This is a genomic window from Acidobacteriota bacterium, from assembly GCA_016196065.1.
Taxonomy (GTDB): Bacteria; Acidobacteriota; Terriglobia; order Terriglobales; family Acidobacteriaceae; genus Acidiflorens.
Window position 1 is genome coordinate 436,216 of record JACPYL010000025.1, and the last position, 18,602, is coordinate 454,817.

15 protein-coding genes are annotated in these 18,602 nt (G+C 58.2%); 5 read left to right on the forward strand and 10 right to left on the reverse strand.

The features are described from left to right. The first annotated feature begins 54 nt into the window (after positions 1–54). Complete coding sequence (locus tag HY010_19730) at positions 55–387, forward strand: carboxymuconolactone decarboxylase family protein (GenBank protein MBI3477970.1); 333 nt, start codon at positions 55–57, stop codon at positions 385–387. A gap of 55 nt (positions 388–442) precedes the next feature. On the opposite strand, the gene HY010_19735 is transcribed toward HY010_19730, so the two are convergent. From HY010_19735 to HY010_19755, 5 genes are all read right to left on the reverse strand, one after another. Then, positions 443–823, reverse strand: a complete 381-nt coding sequence (locus tag HY010_19735; GenBank protein ID MBI3477971.1) for an energy transducer TonB — start codon at positions 821–823, stop codon at positions 443–445. A gap of 25 nt (positions 824–848) precedes the next feature. After that, complete coding sequence (locus HY010_19740) at positions 849–2,537, reverse strand: PD40 domain-containing protein (GenBank protein ID MBI3477972.1); 1,689 nt, start codon at positions 2,535–2,537, stop codon at positions 849–851. A gap of 211 nt (positions 2,538–2,748) precedes the next feature. Next, positions 2,749–5,274, reverse strand: a complete 2,526-nt coding sequence (locus HY010_19745) for a CehA/McbA family metallohydrolase (GenBank protein MBI3477973.1) — start codon at positions 5,272–5,274, stop codon at positions 2,749–2,751. A 43-nt stretch (positions 5,275–5,317) separates the two neighbouring features. Continuing rightward, positions 5,318–7,093 (reverse strand): CocE/NonD family hydrolase, encoded by a 1,776-nt coding sequence (locus HY010_19750; protein MBI3477974.1) that lies wholly within the window; start codon positions 7,091–7,093, stop codon positions 5,318–5,320. 39 nt (positions 7,094–7,132) lie between these two features. After that, positions 7,133–8,446, reverse strand: coding sequence for an amino acid permease (locus HY010_19755; protein MBI3477975.1), 1,314 nt, complete (start codon positions 8,444–8,446; stop codon positions 7,133–7,135). A 196-nt stretch (positions 8,447–8,642) separates the two neighbouring features. Between HY010_19755 and HY010_19760 the strand changes: the two genes are divergently transcribed. The 3 genes from HY010_19760 (at position 8,643) to HY010_19770 (ending at position 11,101) form a co-directional block, all read left to right on the forward strand. Next, the gene (locus tag HY010_19760) at positions 8,643–9,287 is read left to right on the forward strand and encodes an NAD(P)-dependent oxidoreductase (protein ID MBI3477976.1); all 645 of its coding nucleotides are present in this window, start codon (positions 8,643–8,645) and stop codon (positions 9,285–9,287) included. 98 nt (positions 9,288–9,385) lie between these two features. Further along, a complete protein-coding gene (locus HY010_19765) occupies positions 9,386–9,862 on the forward strand; it encodes a hypothetical protein (GenBank protein MBI3477977.1) in 477 nt (158 codons plus the stop codon). A gap of 105 nt (positions 9,863–9,967) precedes the next feature. Beyond that, the gene (locus tag HY010_19770; protein MBI3477978.1) at positions 9,968–11,101 is read left to right on the forward strand and encodes a tetratricopeptide repeat protein; all 1,134 of its coding nucleotides are present in this window, start codon (positions 9,968–9,970) and stop codon (positions 11,099–11,101) included. 55 nt (positions 11,102–11,156) lie between these two features. Here the strand turns inward: HY010_19770 and HY010_19775 are convergent, their stop codons facing one another. From HY010_19775 to HY010_19795, 5 genes are all read right to left on the reverse strand, one after another. Further along, a complete protein-coding gene (locus HY010_19775) occupies positions 11,157–11,768 on the reverse strand; it encodes a hypothetical protein (protein ID MBI3477979.1) in 612 nt (203 codons plus the stop codon). Positions 11,769–12,010: 242 nt separating this feature from the next. Beyond that, positions 12,011–13,132 carry a type IV pilus twitching motility protein PilT gene (locus HY010_19780; protein ID MBI3477980.1) on the reverse strand — a complete coding sequence of 374 codons (1,122 nt, stop codon included), beginning with the start codon at positions 13,130–13,132 and terminating at the stop codon, positions 12,011–12,013. A gap of 209 nt (positions 13,133–13,341) precedes the next feature. After that, positions 13,342–13,872 (reverse strand): DinB family protein, encoded by a 531-nt coding sequence (locus tag HY010_19785; GenBank protein MBI3477981.1) that lies wholly within the window; start codon positions 13,870–13,872, stop codon positions 13,342–13,344. Positions 13,873–14,038: 166 nt separating this feature from the next. Next, positions 14,039–14,755, reverse strand: coding sequence for a hypothetical protein (locus HY010_19790; protein MBI3477982.1), 717 nt, complete (start codon positions 14,753–14,755; stop codon positions 14,039–14,041). Positions 14,756–14,879: 124 nt separating this feature from the next. Further along, positions 14,880–15,938, reverse strand: a complete 1,059-nt coding sequence (locus tag HY010_19795; protein ID MBI3477983.1) for a hypothetical protein — start codon at positions 15,936–15,938, stop codon at positions 14,880–14,882. Positions 15,939–16,195: 257 nt separating this feature from the next. Here HY010_19795 and HY010_19800 point away from each other — a divergent pair, with 257 nt between their 5' ends. Next, positions 16,196–18,568, forward strand: a complete 2,373-nt coding sequence (locus tag HY010_19800; GenBank protein MBI3477984.1) for a winged helix-turn-helix domain-containing protein — start codon at positions 16,196–16,198, stop codon at positions 18,566–18,568. Positions 18,569–18,602: the final 34 nt, after the last annotated feature.

An 18,602-nucleotide genomic window follows, 5' to 3' on the forward strand; every position in this document is an offset into this window, starting at 1 on the left:
CATTGAACGGATTCATGGCAAAGTAGCTGACATCTTTGTAACGAAGAGGAGAATATGAGCGAACACTATCATGATGCGGCCGACCTACGATTCCTCAAGGAGATGAGCAAACTTGCGCCCACCGAATTCACCGCATGGCTCAACCTGGACAAGATTGTTGCGCGCGAAGACGGCGCCATTCCCAGGAAGTACCGCGAACTCATAGCATTGGGGGTTGCGTTCACCACGCAGTGTCCGTATTGCATCGAGGCGCATGTGAAGGCCGCGAAGACAGCGGGCGCCTCTCGTGAAGAGATCACCGAAAGCTCGTTGATTGCCGCGGCCCTGCGTGCCGGTGGCGCAGCCACACACGGGGCGATGGCGCTCAAGTTCTACGATCAGTTTTGATCTCGTAATTCGCCGAAATCAAAAAACGAAACCCGGTTGCTTCAGGAAACGCCGGCTACCGGTGCGGATCAAACCCCACTTGCACGACCAGCTTTTCCTTGGCGGCAGAGGGTGCGAACTTCCATTGCTTGATGGCTTTCATCGCGGACTGGCCGAGGATCGGGCTTCCTCCGAGCAACTGTGTGCTCTCCACCGCACCGCTGGCGCTGACCACTGCCTCCACCTTCACGACGCCACCGATGTAGAGGCGCTTCAGAGCTTCTGGATATTCCGGTTCGACTCGCGCGACAACTTTTCTCTCCACGGCGATCTGGTCGACCGTCTGTGCGCGTAGAGGTTGAGGGTTCACGAGCCAGGCCGCCGTCACCATGACGGCGAGCGACAACAACCGCAGTCCGATCTCTTGGTGTCCGACCTTAGCGAGACACTTCGACATAAGTCACACGACCTCGTCGTCAGTCTTAGGGTAGTACTACGCTTAACTGATACACCTCTTGCGTACTGCGATCACGAACGAACATCCAGGAACCATCGGCTGTGCGTCCGCTCCAAAGGCCAAACGGACCCGAATAGCGCTCGATCCCTTCCAGCTTGAACACTCGGTCGGCATGGCTTTCCCCGACTTTCACTCGGCGAATCGATTCCTCGTCAGTGACCAGATCGTCGAAGTACAAATACTGGCTATCGGCTGACCAGTCTGGATAATTCACCGCGCCAGCGGGCTCGGCCAACCAGACGGACCACTTCTGCGTTTGAAAATCGAACAGCATCACCTTCGTGAAATCCGGCGACAGTGCGGCGATGTATTTTCCGTTTGGAGACCATCGCGGGCTGAACAATCCCTGCGACCCGGGGATCGTCGTCACCTGATGCGTCTTCAGGTCGATCATGCGAATATCAAGGTCGGCCGTGTCATGGAAGTAGCCAAACAGGATGTGATTGCCATCTTCCGACCAGTTCGCGTCGATCTGTCCGCGGCTCTCTTTGAGCATGTCCTGGGCATCTCCCCCAGCTCTCGAGACAATCGAAATTCTGGCCGGACTGCCGGGCTCCATGCTCACATACGCAATTCGACTGGCATCGCGAGACCACCGAGGCAACGCCACTCGTTCGGGCGCCTTGGTGAGCTGGACTTTTTCGCTGCCATCAGCCCGGCACCGCCATAGCGTGGCGTCCGGAACCGAGACAAAAGCCACCCACTTGCCGTCAGGCGAGTAGTTGAGATCCGTGGCTGACACCGAGGACAACAGCGGCACGAAACCCTTGGTGGCGGCATCGTACTTCACCGCTTCGCCAAAGGGCTGCACCCCGATCGCCCATATTTTCTTGCTGTCGGCTGCCGGAGAAGCGTTCCCGAACGACATCGGTCCGCGCGTCAGTTGTACCGGAATCCCCGTTGAACCGGACTCGGCGAGTGCCCAAAGTGTGGTGATCGCAGTCGGCGCGCTCTGGTTCACCTGAAAAATGTAGTAGCGGCCATCGGCGGTCCAGTTGCCGCAGCACGCCTCGTTGCCGCTCTGCCATTTGCTGAGCACGGCATGCGGATTCGATCCGTCGCTGCCCACTTCCCAGATCGAAGTAGCATTCTGATCTGCGTTCCCAACCGTAAAGCGGATGCGCTTTCCGTCGCGCGAGAATCGAGTTCCAAACACCGATCCCGTCGCTGTAAACAGTTCGTGGGCCGATGATCCGTCGGCCTTAGCCAGGTAGAGTTTCGACCCTTTGCCAAACACCAATTGCTGGCCGTCGGCGGACCAGGCCGCATCGCGGCCAGTCATCTCACCGACTCTTTTGGGAGTCCCATCATGGGTTGGCAGAGTCCAGAATTCGCTGTCCGCGCCACCCTGAATCGGGGCCACTAGGAGTTTGGAGCGGTCAGCAGAGATATCCAGTGCTTGCACGTTCGAAAATGCATTGGAAATGACAGCTCGGTCCGCGCCCTGCAACGAAACGCGCGCGACCAGATGACGCGCCGCCGGCCATTCCGTGACATACAGGCTTGACTCATCCGCCAACAGGTTGGTCTTGCTCATGCCGTCGCGAGTGATCTGGGTAACCGAAGTCACCGTCGGCTGGGTGCTGGTGATGGAATCGTTTGGATGGTCAGCGCAAGGCGCTGCAATGGCGGCAAACAGCAAAAGCGACGCCAATCGAGACAGAGAAAATCTACAGACTCCCCCGGTCGTATAGAGCATGCCGGGATGCTAGCAAAGTACTCATCCGAGTCTCATTAACAAAGTCACACAATGTGTTACGGGCGTAACGCCTTTCGGCCACAGCAGGCAACTCACTGGGATCCTGGTATTGGTCATTTTGAGTCCGCAGGCAGAGGCTAACCTCAAAATTGAGCCACTGCCGGATTCAGTGTGACAACGCCTCGTACTTGCTGCGAGCCTCTTGAAAAGCCGTAATCACCGACTGCTTCTCCGCCTCGGTATTCCAGGACTTGTTGCTCTTTGCAGCCAGGATCAGCCGATCCACCCATGCAACGAAATAGGCTGCATCCGCCGGGCTGTGCAGAGGCGCTCCAGCCATCGACACATACACCGGGCTGGTCGTGGCATACGGGTACAGATCCAGGATCGGATACTCGGCCTTGTCGCTATAGGCCCGCAGAACGCACCACCCGCTGCCGTCGAGCGCGGCTGTGCCCGAAGCATCCGCTGCCTTGCGATCGCCTTTCAACTCAATTTCCCGCGTCACTTTCCCGTTGCACACGATTTGCAAATGGTCGAGCGGCACGATAGACCGGAGTCCAACTTTGAATGGCACTTCCTGCTTCGTCTCTTTGCCTTTTAGCTGAATCTCTTCGCCCGCAGTCTTCCCTCCCATCTCAAACCACAGCAGCGGACCGTTGGTCGCAAACGTTCGTCCAGCTTTGATCGACGCGAGCCACGGCCCGATCTTCAACGGACCCGGTTTAACTTGCGCATACACCCGGTTCAGTCCGATTGGGCCACGAAGAGACGCGTAGTTGCCCATAAAATCCGTGCCCGCAGCGGTCGGCAAACGGAACCCGCAGTTGAGCAGTTTGTACCAGACCTCAGCTGTCGACTTATGATCCGCAAAGCCGACGACCTCGATGTAGTCCACCTTTCCAAGAGCAACGTCAGCGGGTAGTTCGTAACTAAGAGGATCGTCCTTCGACGGGTCGGGCACACTCTCCAGCGGATGCACATATCCCACCAGTGCCCCTTGCGCATGCGCCATGTCGGCTACGTTGAGGTTTGCCGGATACAAACTCGAAGCCGCCGTGTTGGGATATCCGGCATAGCCCGGCAGAATGAGATTGTTCTTCAGCCCAAGCAGGCCCAGATGTCCCCAATAACTCGTATGGAATTCCTGCCCGTGCAACAAGAGATGATTGAGATTCGAAGCCGAATCCATCTTCGGCGAGAAAGTGGCGATATCCGGAAAGCGCTGCTCTTTGTTAACGACCAGATTCTCAATCACCGCCAGATTTTCCGCCGCCGCCTGTTCGATGAGATGTGACGGAGTGTTGCGATACGTGCCCGCATAATTCATGTGGACGTGCACATCGCCGCTGACCCACTCCGCGGGCTCATAAGGAATGTTTGGCCGCAAATGAACCGTGACGGCCGAAATCGTGTCCGCGACGACTCCCACGGTTCGTTGTTCGAATCCAAATTCGAATCCTCGCATGACGCCGATCTTCACCGGCCCCGCGGGCACCATAAATTTCGTATTCCCCGCGGTGTCGAAGTAGTGCGCTTCGAACGGACGCTCGGAGCGCACGAAACTGTCGTCGGCATGCATCCAGGCACTATCGGGCGCATAGGCCCGGCCGTCTGACGCAGTCACAAATATCCGTGCGGCCACCGGTTTTCCGTTCGGTCCGACGATGCCCAGAGACAACTGTCCCATGTGCTTCAGATACTTGCGCTCGCGAGCTGCGACTTGAGTCTGCGCGCCGCCCGGAATCATCTGCACCCAGAGCGAAGTATTTCCGCTGCGGTTCGAAATGAAAGCGATTTTCGTCCCATCGGGCGACCATCGTGGATTCGTATTGTCGTAGTCTCCATAAGAAATCGGCAGCGCATCGCCACCCGCGGACGGCATCACCCACAACTGGTGCCAGGGCTGTCCCAGATAGGACGCATAGACCATCCGTGTGCCGTCCGGCGAGAAGTCCGGACGCGCACGCCACGTCGTCTCCTCGTAATGAATTTCGCGAGCCTCCGCCCCGGGCTGTGCCTTCACTCTCCAGAATCCGCCGGTTCCATGAATATGTCCGCGATTGGAGATGAAAAGGATTTCCGATCCATCTCGCGACCACACAGGACTGATCTCGTGATCGACTCTGCTGTAGTAGTAGCGAGGCAAAGCACTCACATTCTCTGGAGTGAGTTGCTGGACATCACTGAGTTTGCCGCCCTCGAAGCTGCCGGCAAAAATATGAAAGTGGCCTTTGTAGGAAGTCGACACAAATGCCAGCCGCTTTCCGTCAGGCGAGAAGCGCGGCTCGAGATTCACAGCGCCGCCCGAAGTGAGCGCCATCTCATATCCACTGTGTAGATCGAGTGCCCACAACTCCACCGCGTCGTGATCGTAACGGTCGAACACCACCCAGCGCCCATCCGGCGACGAATCCGGCTGATAGTCATAGCCCGGACCGGCGGTGAGCTGCTCCGCTTTTGTAGAGCCCACCTCCTGCTTCCACAGCGACCCCGCCATCGAGTACACCAGGCTCTTCGAATCCGGAGACCATGTCGCCGCACTCGGACCAGTCGTCAACTGCGGCAAATACATTTCGCGGAAGTAATAAGAATGAGGCAGGTCAATCTGTTTGAGGACGGGCTCACGCTGGGCAAATGCGCTAAGACTGGCTGCGAGGAAAAGAAGAAATACAAGACCGGACTTGAACAAGAGCCCTCCGCTCAATCAAGCATTTCACAACAACGTGACGGCGCTAGCGAATCACCGGCAAAACGATTTCGGACGACCGCGCGCCGCCGTGATACACCCGAATGCGAGCCTGCTTCATCTTCGCACTCGTCACTTCCGACATCCCGGTCTGCAAATTTCGCGAGAAGTTCGGCGAAAAGCTGCCAAACACCTGCACCCGCATGCGATGGCCTTTCAGAAAAACGTTACTGGTAATCAGGTGATCAAGGGTTAGCTCATACACTTTCCCGGGTTCCAGCAATTGCCTTCCGTGAGCCACATCGCGATAACTGCCACGCAGAACATCGAGTCCCGGACTCATCAGATTGAACGCCGTGCCATCCGGGGCCACATCCAACAGGCGCACCCAGACATCCATATCCCGGCAATCGCAGGAAACGAACATATGCGCAGAAATGGGGCCGGTAACCTCAGTATCGGATTCGAGCGGCGCGGAATCGAACGTCAGAACATCCTCGCGATCGACCAACTTGCGATAGTCGTGTCCGCCGGACGAAGCGTAGGCATTCACGACTGGATGCGCCGGATCGGAAACAAATTCGCTGAATGTCTCCTGACTCGCCGCTGAACCGGTCGCCAGAGTGCGGATATGGGCCCCATTCTTCGCCGCATTCAATTTGAAGGAGGTCTTCTCACTTGCCGGCGGCCACACATCGGATTCGCGCCACTCGTTCCTCCCCATGACGAAATAACGGACAGGCTTCTCGCGCTCCACGCCGTTGTCCGCGCCTTTCAGATAGTGATCCATCCAGCGCAATACAACGTCGTCGTAGTTAATTGCGGCCGAGGCTCCGAACTCGCGCTCCCCGGAACGTGTCTTCGCAGTGTTGTCGACCCCATGCACCCACGGACCCAACAGCACGTGCGTGCGCGGATCTTTTTCCCCGGAACGTTCCTTAAGCAAACCAGCAAAATTCGTGGTCGCGCCCTCGGGGCCATAGTTGTCGTCATACCACGCCGATAGGTTCAGGACCGCCGCGGGATTGCGGCCGTATTTATTGCGCAGTTCACTCCAGTCCCACCACGGATCTTCTGCCGGATGCCGCAACCAGTCGAAGTAATAAGGAGCAACCTTCTTCAGAGCCTCGACGTCCTGCAGCGGAACTGTCGCAAGCATCTTCCGGCCTTCGTCCTTCCATGTGGCCAGCGCTTCATCATTCGTGCGCGGTCCTGGCAGGTCTTTCTTCACCCGCGTGTCCCACGCGATGTTGTCCCATATCCACTCGATCCAGGACAGGTCCCACGTTCCCCACGCATAGAAAAAATTCTGCGGAGTAGAAAACGTCATCGCCGGAACCATCGCCTTCAAATGAGGAGGACTTTCCACCGCCGCCAGCCACTGCACTGCCCCGGGATACGAGAGCCCGAAAGTTCCGACTGCACCGCTAGACCATGGCTGCGTGCCTGCCCATTCGATCGTGTCGTAGCCGTCACGCCCCTCGTTTTCATACGGCCGAAACTGACCATCCGAGTGATAACGGCCACGCACGTCGACGACCACGACTGCGTACCCACGCTCAACGCCATGGCGAAACGTTGTGTAGTCCTCCTGCGCGGCGTCCTTTCCATATGGAGTGCGGTAAACCAGGACTGGATATTGGCCTGACTCTTGCGGACGAAGTACGTCGGCCCGGAGCACAATGCCATCGCGCATCGGAACGGCAACATTTTTTTCGACGAAATATTCCGCTGCGGAAGTTTTCGACTCCTGCGCGATCAGAAAACAAAAATTCGCCGGGAGCAGGGCCAGGCAGCACCACACCAGGGATCGGAATCTCATCGGCGCTGAGGCTAACACTGCCACAGGCCTCGGGACAAGTCAGGCTTGCGCAGCCGTTTTCAAATGGTCACGCAGCCATACCCACACCCAATTCAGCAGGGCGGCACCTACCGTCACTTTCAAAATCCGCGACTGGCTCAAGTCCACCTGCCCAAACATCGCGATGCAAAGTCCGATTCCAATCACCGCCAGCAATGGCCCTCCCGGGATGCGAAACCGCGCCACCCCCGGTTGTTTGTAGCGCAACACGATGAGCGCAGCACAAACGACTCCGTAGTAAAACAATCGTGCGACTGCCGAGAGCGTGACGTTCCAGGAGAAGTTGCCGAAAAGCGCCAGCCCCCAAACTGTCAGGGCGTATACAAGGATCGAAAGCCAAGGCGTATGAAATCGGCGGCTCACCCACGCAAACGGCCCAGGCAGATCTCCACTTTCGGCGAGAGCAAATGTGGTGCGCGGCATGGACAGAAGCTTTGCGCCAAGGTATCCATACACCGAGATCAGAGCGCCGATGGCCACCAGCGCAGCACCGCGATTTCCCATCGCGATCCGTGCAACTTCTGCCAGAGGACGGTCCGTCGTCGCTCCACTACCCAGAACTCCCACCACCACCCACTGCACCAAGGCATAGATCGCGATACACCCGATCAGCGCCATCAGCAGTGCGAATCCCACATCGCGCTTCGGATTCTTCGCTTCCCCGAGCGGCACCAACGCAGTCTCGAACCCGCCAAAGGCGAACACCAGCAGCACCATCGCCTTCAACCAGACGCTGGTCGCGAGCGGTCCTTCTGGCGCCATCGGAGCCGGATGAAAGATCGTGACCGCCGCACCTGCCAGAATCACCATCAGCAATGGAAGAAGTTTGGCTATCGTGAAGATGTTGCTGACTCGCGTCCCCGCACGCACGCCCAGGATATTAATGAGGGCCAGCAATCCCACCAGAGCCGTCAGGATTAAGAATCGCGCAGCCTTTGCCCCCGGCCAGAACTCCGCCAGGTAGATGACAAACAAATTGGCATTCGCAGCCGGCGCCGCCGACTGCGCGAGGTAGAAAGTCCATCCCACCACCAAGCCGACGAGTCGCCCGAAAACGGTGCGGGCATATAGATATGGTCCGCCCGCTTCCGAAAATTGCGATGCCACCTCTGCGAAGCACATCATGATGACGCCGATCGCGGCTCCTGCAATCAGCACCGCCAGAACGCTTTCCTTTCCCAGCAGTGCAGCCACCGTTCCTGGGAGTCCGAACACGCCGCTGCCGATCATCGAGTTCACGGTCAGCGCGACCAGGCTCCAGCGCCCGATTGCCCGCACCAGTCCGGCCTTTGGATTCGGGATCGTGGTCGTCATCGCGCCCCGTTTGTATCACAGCGAGTCGAATCCGCGGTAAACTTCTTGTCTCGCTTTTGAGAATCCAAAAAGCCCTGCGGAGTGTACTAAGAAAGTGCCACCTTCGATTTCTGACATCCGGTTGTTGCTCAAGGTAAAACAGCTTCCCCAATGTGCTGAGTCCCGTCGAGTTTTCGTTACGGGCGGAACGGGCTACATGGGCAGTTCCCTGATCCCCGCCCTTTTGCACCGTGGCCACCGCGTCCGCGGTCTGGTCCGTCCGGCGTCCAAAGGTAACCTGCCGAGCGGAAGCGAAGTCGTCTCTGGCGACGCTCTCGATGCCAATACCTACAAACATCTGATACGCCCCTCCGACACCTTCATTCACCTGGTCGGAGTCGCCCATCCATCGCCCGCCAAGGCTGCCGAGTTCCAGTCCATCGACTTGGTCGCCGCCCGCGAGGCAATCAATGCTGCCGCGGACAGCGGGATCGCCCATTTCGTCTACCTGAGCGTCGCGCACCCCGCGCCCATGATGAAGGCTTACATAGCCGTGCGCACCGAATGCGAAGCCCTGATCAAGCAGCGCGGCCTCAACGCCACAATTCTGCGCCCCTGGTATGTCCTCGGCCCCGGCCACAAGTGGCCCTACGCGCTCCTGCCCTTCTACAAGGTCATGGAGGCTTTGCCGTTCACTCGGGAAGGCGCCCAGCGCCTCGGACTGGTCACTCTCGAGCAGATGATCATGGCGCTCGTCGAGGCCGTTGAATCGCCAGTTCAGGGCCTAAGGATCGTAGGGGTACCCGGCATTCGGACTGCCCAAGCCTCGCTGGCCCGCGCACAAGCCCGCCAAACCGCATGAAAACGCCCGCCCGGCGTGCCTTTTAGAAATCCCATTTCTTCAATTACGGAAGCACATGCACACGGGGAATCTGTTCGCCTGCGGCAGCAGATGCGAAGGTGATCAAGCCGGAACAGATAGAGCCGCGAAGCGGCCGTACCTGCAAGATCGGCCCGACTGCGGGCCTGCAAATTGGAAAGGACCTCATGGACCGCGAAAACCGCGCCAGCATGGACGAGATCCACCTACGCATCCTGCGCGTTACCGAAGACCTGCGCGCCATCCAGCGTGAACTGAACTGTGCCGCCATGCAGGCGCCCAACGATCCCGAACTGATGGAAGCCCTCTCCGATCCCCCCGAGATGGAATCACTGAATGTGCTGAAATCGGCGCTCGACCAGATGCGCCACTTCCTGTGGTTCTACATGCAAGTCATGACCAGCGGCTCCGAGATGGGCGAGAAGCTCCGCCAGAGCCTGCGGCAGGATCCCGTGCCCCACGTACCCGAAACGGAAAAGCAGCAGCATATGCAGAACGCGTCCGACGCCATCATGCTGCGCTATCTCGCCGACAGCAAGTTCCGCAAGCCCAACTAGGCCTTCAGTTGGTAGCCCTGCACCGCGCCCCAGACAATAAATTGACAATTGGGCGATTCCATCGGGAGTACAATTCCTCCCAATGTTGCTGCCGTGGGGGCGTCCATGAAAAGCCTTCTCGCTATATCCAGCCTGATCGTCGTTTCGACCACCTTGATTGCTTCCGCCCAAGTTGGGCGCCGGACGCCCAGCCGTCCACGAGTTACCGCCCCTGACTTTTCGCCCAACACTACGATCTTTCTGAGCGGGAAGGTGGTGGTTGAGGATGGCAGTCCGCTAACGGAACCAGCGATGATCCAAACAATATGCCGTGGACAACGACGCCCGGAGACTCATACCGATTCACACGGGAGTTTCAGTTTCCAGTTTGGGAGCCGCGCTTCGGTCACCAGTGAAATTGGCTTTGATGCGGATACACCGATGCAAAGCACGGCCAACGCACGCAACGAACGTCGCGACCTGAAGGATTGTGAACTGCAAGCCTCGCTCGCAGGATTCACCTCCGACGTCCTGGAACTCGGCGCCCGTTTTTCCGGCGACCAGAGCGCCGATGTCGGTCGCATCATTCTCCACCGCATGGCCAACGTCGAAGGATTCACGATCAGCGCCACGACTGCGGAGGCTCCCTCCACCGCCAGGAAAGCTCTGGAGAAGGGCCAAGAGCAGGAAAAGAAAGCCCACTGGGACGACGCTCAGAAATCACTCGAAAAGGCGGTGGCGCTCTATCCGAGATTTGCTGTTGCCTGGTTTGAACTAGGGCGCGTGCAACAGCAGAAGAATGATCTCGTAGCCGCGCGCACTTCTTTCGAACAATCCATCGCCGCCGACGCCAAGTATGTGAACCCCTATCACGGCCTGATGGAACTGGCTCACCATGCCGAACATTGGAAAGAACTGACCGACATCAGCGAAAAATTGCTCGCTCTCAATCCAGTCAGTTTTCCGGAGGCTTGGTTCGCGAATGCGATCGGGCACTACTGCTTGCAGGATTTCGCCAGCGCGGAAAAGAGCGCTCGTCGAGGACTGCAGATGGATACTGAGCATCGTATCCCTCGACTGGAATACATGCTGGGAATGGCCCTGCTGAAGAAACCAGACTACCGGGAAGCAGCGCAACACCTGCAGATGTTCCTGCACCTCTCGAACAAACCTGCGGAAATCGCCGAAGCCCGAAGACATCTCGACGAGATCGCCCGGCTGTCAGCTGCTGCAACGCCTCCGGCAAGCGAAAACAAATAACGATTCTCGCCGATGCAGTTCAGTTTGCCCGGCGTGACCTGAATACTGGAAACTGCTACTTCAATTCCAGCATCCCCGCGCTCACGTGGGCATCCAGCATGGTCTTACCGTGACCTTTCCAGGTCATCATCCGAAACAAGCCGCCTTTTTCGCGATCGAAGGCCGGCGCGTGAATATCGCCGGCAAACACAAAGCCGCGCACGGATTTGTATTCTTCCGGGTCGCCCACGTCGATCGACAGTTTGCCCGAACGCAGCAGGCACACCTTGTCTCCGTCCACGTTCGCAATCTGAAGTTCGCCCGCCATCATTGATATCGCGAGGCTTGAGTCCTTGGGCACTTCTACGACTGCGGTGGAGAGTGTCGGCAGGTCTTCAATTTCAATGAGAACCGGATTGCGATTACGATCAATCTTTACCCGCGCAGTTTTTGCCGATTCGGCGCTGACATTTTCGATGTTCACGTGCACGTCCGGACTCTGCGTGCCCAGGACTTCGACCTTGCCGCTGGTAGCCCGGATCTCAATCCGCTTGCCGCTCCTTAACCGCCCGACATCGGAAACGCTCGAACTCCACAGCAAATACACGGAAACGATCACCAGAACGCTAATTCCGATGGCGCCAAAAAACTTTTTTACAGTCCCCACGTTGTTCGTTGATGCTTCCATTTGTCTCTCCCCGCCGGAACAGGACCTTGAGCCTTGCGCTCTTGGAGGACATACAACTTAACAGCGAACGCCTGTCAGCTCCGTGACATGGTGCTATAGGTACGCGCCTGGAGGGGTGTTAGTTCCACGCCCGTGGGTAGCCACGATGGGAAGGACCACTTCTGACTGGGGCAGGCGCCGGCTTTAGGCGATAGAAAGGGGCGCGCTTTCGCGCGTCCCAGATACCGATTCCAATCCGTGATCTATCGTCCGAACCCGGCCGACTGCATGGATTGCCGCGACAAGTCCGATGTCGATGCAATGCCCTGCATACGGAGTTTGAATTCGTCGGCGTTGGAGGCGTTCTCGAGAGCCGTCTCATAGCCGACCAATCCTGCCTGGAACAGATCCCAGAGGGACTGATCGAACGTCTGCATGCCGTATTGCGATGTACCGGAAGAGATCGCGTCGCGGATGGCGCGCGTCTTTTCGGGCACAAGAATACATTCGCGAATGTAAGCCGTAGTGACGCAGACTTCGACCGCAGGCACGCGGCCTTCGGCGTCCGAACGGCGCACCAGGCGCTGGCTGACGATCGCTCGCAAGACCGCTGCGAGTTGCAGCCGGATCTGCTTCTGTTCCGGCGGCGGAAAGATCGCGATGATACGGTTGATGCTTTCGACCGCGTCCAGGGTGTGCAACGTGGAGAAAACCATGTGGCCGGTTTCTGCCGCATGCAACGCGGTTCCGATCGTTTCCAGATCGCGCATTTCGCCGACCAGGATCACGTCCGGATCCTGACGCAAACTGGCGCGTAACGCGGCACCAAACGAAGGCGTGTCTACTTCGATCTCGCGCTGGTTGACGTATCCCTTTTTATCGCGGTGCAGAAATTCGATTGGGTCTTCGATCGTGATGATGTGTTCGGCGCGAGTCGAATTGATGCGGTCGACCATCGCAGCGAGAGTGGTCGATTTGCCGGAACCCGTGACGCCGGTGACCAGCACCAGGCCGCGAGGCATGTCGCAAATCTGTTCCACCACTTTGGGCAGAAACAGTTCGTCAAGTGCGCGGATCTTGGTCGGAATGACGCGAAGCACCAGTCCGACGTTGCCGCGTTGCTGAAAGACGTTGACACGGAATCGTCCCAAGCCAGCGACGCCGTACGCCATATCGATTTCGGTGGTCTCTTTAAACTTCTGTTTCTGGCGCGCGGACATCATGCTGAACGCCATGTTCAGCATGTCTTCGGCGGAGACACGCGACTGGTCGGTGAGCGGAGTCAGTTCGCCATCGATGCGCAGATGGGGATAGTTCCCGACCTTCAAATGCAAGTCGGATGCACGACGCTCCATAGCAATGCGCAACAGGTCATCAATATTCATTCGGGCAAGACTCCGGCAACTCCCCTATGATGGCGCGAAGCGGGGGCGGGTACGAGATGACGGAGGTAATGGGACTTCCGAGGCGTTGCAAGGCCCTTTAGTATCAGACACTTGGCAGTGCCCGGCAGGGCCATAGAGAACTCCTGGCGTCAGGCCACTAAAAAAGCCGCCCAATTGGGCGGCTCTGCACATCTCGCACAAGGGATCAATCAGGCCGCAGTCTCGGCGCTGGCAGGCTGGAAGGGCTCGTCGTAACTGCCTCCGTAAATAGACGGGCATTTCGCTCCCATCGGACGCAGGTAAGTCGCGAGTTCGCCGCGATGGTGGATGCTGTGGTTGTTGAGGAATCCGAGATACATCGCGGCTGGAAAATTGAATGCACCCATGAAATCGACCGGAGTCGCCAGCTGTTCGCCCGTCAGTGCACGGACGCGTCCGGCAGCGCGCTTGTAATTCTGGTCGTACCACGCCACCAGTTCAGCCACATTCTTGGGTTTGTCGGCTTCGGCTGGACTCGCCATCGCAAATTTCATGTCGGCGATTCCGTCGAGGAACTGAATGTCGGTGTTCGCGATGTGCCAGGCCAATTCCCAGGCAGTGCGCGCGTGCGGATCGGGTCGATAGTCGCGCTTGTCGTCGGGAATGCGCGAGAAGACCTTCTTGGTTGTTTCTACTTCGTTGGTGAAGCCGTCGAGCATGGCGTCTCGAAAAGCCAGAGCAAATTCAGGAGTGGTAGCCATCGGAGTTTCTCCTTCTTGAAGCAGGTTGCAGAAGCGTGGACAGGGACGCCTCTGGAGAGGCGCTAATTACTCTAGTCCACGGGGATGATGGAGAGCAAACGAGCGGGAGCAGACTTCCCAGGTCTCGACCAACACGAGGCCTGGGATCTGCCAGGTGGCTATTTCATCAGGGGATTACCTTCCACTGTAACTTCGTGGTGGGCACGCACAGCATGTCGGCTTGCTTGCTGCGGAACAGCGGATCGCCGAACTGGTTGTGCAGCTGCACCGTCTTGTCGAATGGACGAACCGTCATCTTGTAACAAGTCAGGTGATCCTTGGGGTGAGTGATCGGGGTCACGATTCCGTTGTGCGTCTTTTGCACAGGATTGCAGAACAGGAACGGTTTGCCCACCTTGTGCGCCGAGTTGAACCATTGATCGGTGAGACCGACTTTCGTGTTTATCGGATTGCCATTCGTGACCACGTAGCAATTGAAGTGATCCAGATTGAATGCCGGTCCGTGTGGTTCCTTCTGAGTTGGAACAGCGAGAAAGCGTGCCTGCCCGGTCACGATTGTCTGCGCGCCGAATTGATTTTCGATTTGCACTTCGCGGGTCACGATTGGTTGTCCGGCGGCTTTGTGAAGGGCCAAATGCGCATCCGGATTGGTGATGGGAGTAATTATCCCGTTGTGATCCTTAACGGTGGGATTGCAAAAGCGCCAGATGTTCCCCACTTTTGCGGCGCTGGTACCGAACTGATCGACCAGGACGACGGGTTGCACGGGAATAGCGCTCGTCGCGGTTGGCAGATAGCACTTGAAATGGTCGGTTTCGTATTGCGCGAAGGCAGCGGAGCTGAGGACTACCAGAACCGCGATCAGGGTGAGTAGGTTTTTCATGACTGTTTCTCCTTGAGTATTGGGTTTTGAGGTGATGGTTTTGGTCGATGCGCTGGCAGCAGCGACCCTGCGCGAATACATTGCGTTCCAGTGGTTGCTCCCGAATTGCTCTGAAGCCGGGGAACTATTGCCGGACCACGTTGGCAACCGTGACCAGGCAATCGGTCGCGGTCGGTCCGGAGTTGAAAATGGTGATGTTCAGCGCGCCGGCACCCAGGGCGGCTGTTGTGATGTCGTGTCCGGTGTCGTCCCACAGACCGGGCACGGGCAGGCCCGAGCTACCGTTCCAGTCGCTGTCGACGTACTCGGCACCGATGCCTGCGATGGCAAGCCCGTTCACGTTGGTGGTCTCGTTGGACTCTTCCCGGACAGCCGTGCGACTGCGACTCTGGTCGTGTTGACCGTCCGCGCCAATGTTGTCCATGTAGGTAAAGCGGGTCGCCATCACGGGCAGTGCGAGCGTGTAGTTAAACGGAACAGATGGAACGAACGTATTGCCGGCAAGGCCGCCGCGATCGTAGATCGAGACCAGTCCGGTGCCAGCGCCGACCATGACGATGGAGGCACCCTCCCAAAGTGGATTCACGATCGGAAGATCAAATGGATCCGCTCCGTCGGTTCGGCCGCCTGCTCCGGCCAGAAGGGTTACCTGATAGAGGCCGTTGCCCGTCGCGACCGCAGCGGGAATCATGCCTCGATACACGGTCACTTGCGTTCCCGGCCAGCAGGGTGCGGGCCCGGTTCCAACCTGAGTGCCAACAACCCTCACGTTGCCCGATGCGGGCGCGGGTGCCAGCCGCTTGATCCTCAGGCTTTGCACCGCGGCGGGCGGTGCGCCGTTCGTGATCACCGCCCAATACAGAAAGGCGGCACTAACCGGCGGCACGATGCCGCTGATTTGGATGGCACTGCCGCCGCGGTTTCGTAGTGACGCCCCGGCGCTGGTGAATTCGGCGTTGGAAAGGGTAAGAAAAGGAGCGACTGTGATGGGCGTGGGAGCAGCAAGGTTGGCGCCGCCCGGGCAAGAGGTTGTTCCCCAGGCACCGGCCGACTGCTCGGTGTCACTGGCAAAGGTCTTTCCCGGAAAGGTCAATAGAATGAGGCTCGCCAGCACCGCGACGGCGAGCAGGTTACGGTTGAACGTTTGTTTTGGCTTCCCTACGGCTGAAATCGCGGATGTCATTGGATTGTTCTCCTGAATAATTTCGCGAACGCTTCGTGTGCGGCGACAGCTTCCCGTCTTGCACCGCCGCCGCACAAAAGCTGCTTGCGATGGGTGCACTTTCCGTCAGTCGCGTCAGAAGGACAATGCCCGTGGCATCCCCGTGAGGTGACTTCTCAGTCCCCAGCGGAACTTGTTATTCCGGTGTGAGTTAGTGGCTGAGCGCAGGCGCGCCGCGAGATGGTAGACTCATCCACAATCTTCCAGGGAGGGGGCCTATGCCGAAGCCGACCCCCAGTTCCCGGGTGATCCGCATTGGGGCGTTTGAACTGCACACCAGCACGGGAGAACTGACCCGCGACGGTGGTAAGGCCCAGCTCACCGTCCAACTGCTGCAAGTCCTTCTCGCCTTGCTGGAAAACCCCGGCGAACTGGTCACACGTGAGGAACTCGTGCGCCGACTGTGGCCGTCGGACACCTTTGTCGACTTCGACCACAGCCTGAACAAGGCGGTCAATAAACTGCGCGATGCCCTGGGGGACTCGGCCGACAAGCCCACCTACATCGAAACGTTGCCACGGCGGGGGTATCGACTGATTGCTCCAGTCGAAAAGGAATCAATTGAGCCAGAGCTGGAGGAACCGGCGGCGACCGCAACCGTTAAAATTTCACCCCAGGAAACAAAACCCGAAACGTTTGCAGTCGTAACCCCGCGTCACAGGTATCTGGCGATCACGTTGGGGATCGTTGGCGCAGGATTGTTGCTGCTGGCGATTCCGGCGTTCCGAAATGCAGTCTTTGGGCGGGCTTCGGCACACACGCTTACCGATCGCGACACCATCCTGGTGGCCGACTTTGTTAACAAGACCGGCGACAGCGTCTTTGACGACGCCCTGAAAGAAGGTCTGCTGGCCGACCTGAGCCAGTCGCCTTTCCTGAATATCCTGTCCGACAGTTCCGTCCGCCAGCAATTGCGATTCATGGAACGTCCGGTTGAGACTCCGCTAACTCCGGACGTGGCTCGCGAAGTTTGTCAGCGAGCCAACAGCAAAGCGATGCTGCTCGGTTCGATCACCGGACTCGGGACACACTACGCGATTACTTTGAAGGCCGTCGCCTGTGATGACGGCAATGCCCTGCACGTGGAACAGCAGGAAGCCGACCGCCGCGAGCACGTGTTGGCCAAACTGCATGAGGCAGCGAGATCAGTTCGAGGCAAGCTCGGTGAATCATTGGCGTCAATTCAGAAGCACGACACACCGCTCTTCGAGGGAACGGCATCGCTCGAAGCACTCGAAGCATACGGCGTCGCCATGAGGACCTGGAGATCCAAAGGGGATGCGGCAGCCCTGCCGCTGTTCCAGCGGGTCATCGCGATCGATCCGAATTTCGCCGTAGCGAACGTGGGACTGGGAATTGTGCATGCGAATCTTGGACAAGCCGCGTTATCCGCGGAGTTCATCGCAAAGGCTTACCACCTCCGAGACCGGGTAAGCGAGCGGGAGCGATTCTCCATCGACTCGGCATACTTTCTCAACGTTACGGGAGAGCAAGAGAAAGCGATCCAGGTAAACGAGCAGTGGCGACAGATTTACCCTCGCGATCTGGCTCCGCGCGTCAATATTGGCGCCGGCTACGCAAATCTCGGGTGGATTGAAAAAGCATGGGCCGAAGATCTTGAGGCCGTGAAGTTGGCGCCCAATACTTCGCTCCTGATTTCCAACCTGTTTTCTGACTACGTAAACCTGGATCGTTTGCAGGAGGCAAAAACGATCCTGGAACAGGCGCGCACGCGGAAGCTGTCCGACCCCTTGCTGATCAACTACTACCAGCTGGCATTTCTGCAGAATGACGAGAAGGAGATGGAGCGGTGTGTTTCGGCAGCCGTTGACGCCGGAAGTGAAGACTTGCTCCTGGCAAGCCAGGCTGACACCGAAGCTTTCCACGGACGGCTTCGGAGAGCGAGCGACTTTTCGGGTCGAGCGTTGGCGGCCGCGCTGCGCGCGAACGACAAGGAAGCGGCAGCCGGCTGGTTGGTCAGTGAGGCGCTGCGAGAGTCTGAGTTAGGCAACCGCGGCCCGGCGGCGAAGAAGGCTGAACTAGCTCTCACCCTGACCTCAGCGAGGGACAAACAGCTTGCCGCCGCACTCGCGATTGCCCGCGCCGGCGATGTAGGCCGCGCGCAAGCACTGCTTGAAGCACTGCACAAGAACTACCCGACAAATACTCTGTTGACCGAGTACTGGCTGCCCACAATCCGGGCCGCGGTTGCAATCGATCGGCACGACGGCGCTTCTGCGATTGCTCACCTGCAATCAGTGACTCCCTACGAACTCGGAGGAGGCAAGCCTCCCTTTACGGCCGGAGCAACCATGTATCCCGTCTATTTGCGAGGTCAGGCGTATCTCACCTTGCATAAGTGGAACGAGGCCACAGTTGAGTTCCAGAAGATTTTGTCCCACCGCGGTATCGTCTGGAACTCTCCCTTGGCTGCTTTGGCCCATCTTCAGATCGGACGCGCCTACGCCGGCGCGGGCGATAGCGCCAATGCGCGCAGTTCCTTCGGGCGCTTCCTTTCCCTGTGGAGTGACGCGGATTCTGATCACCCCACGCTCCGATCAGCAAAAGCTGAGCTTGCAGCCTTGCAGTAAAGCTCGATTCACGCATACTCTCCCCAGCAATCTG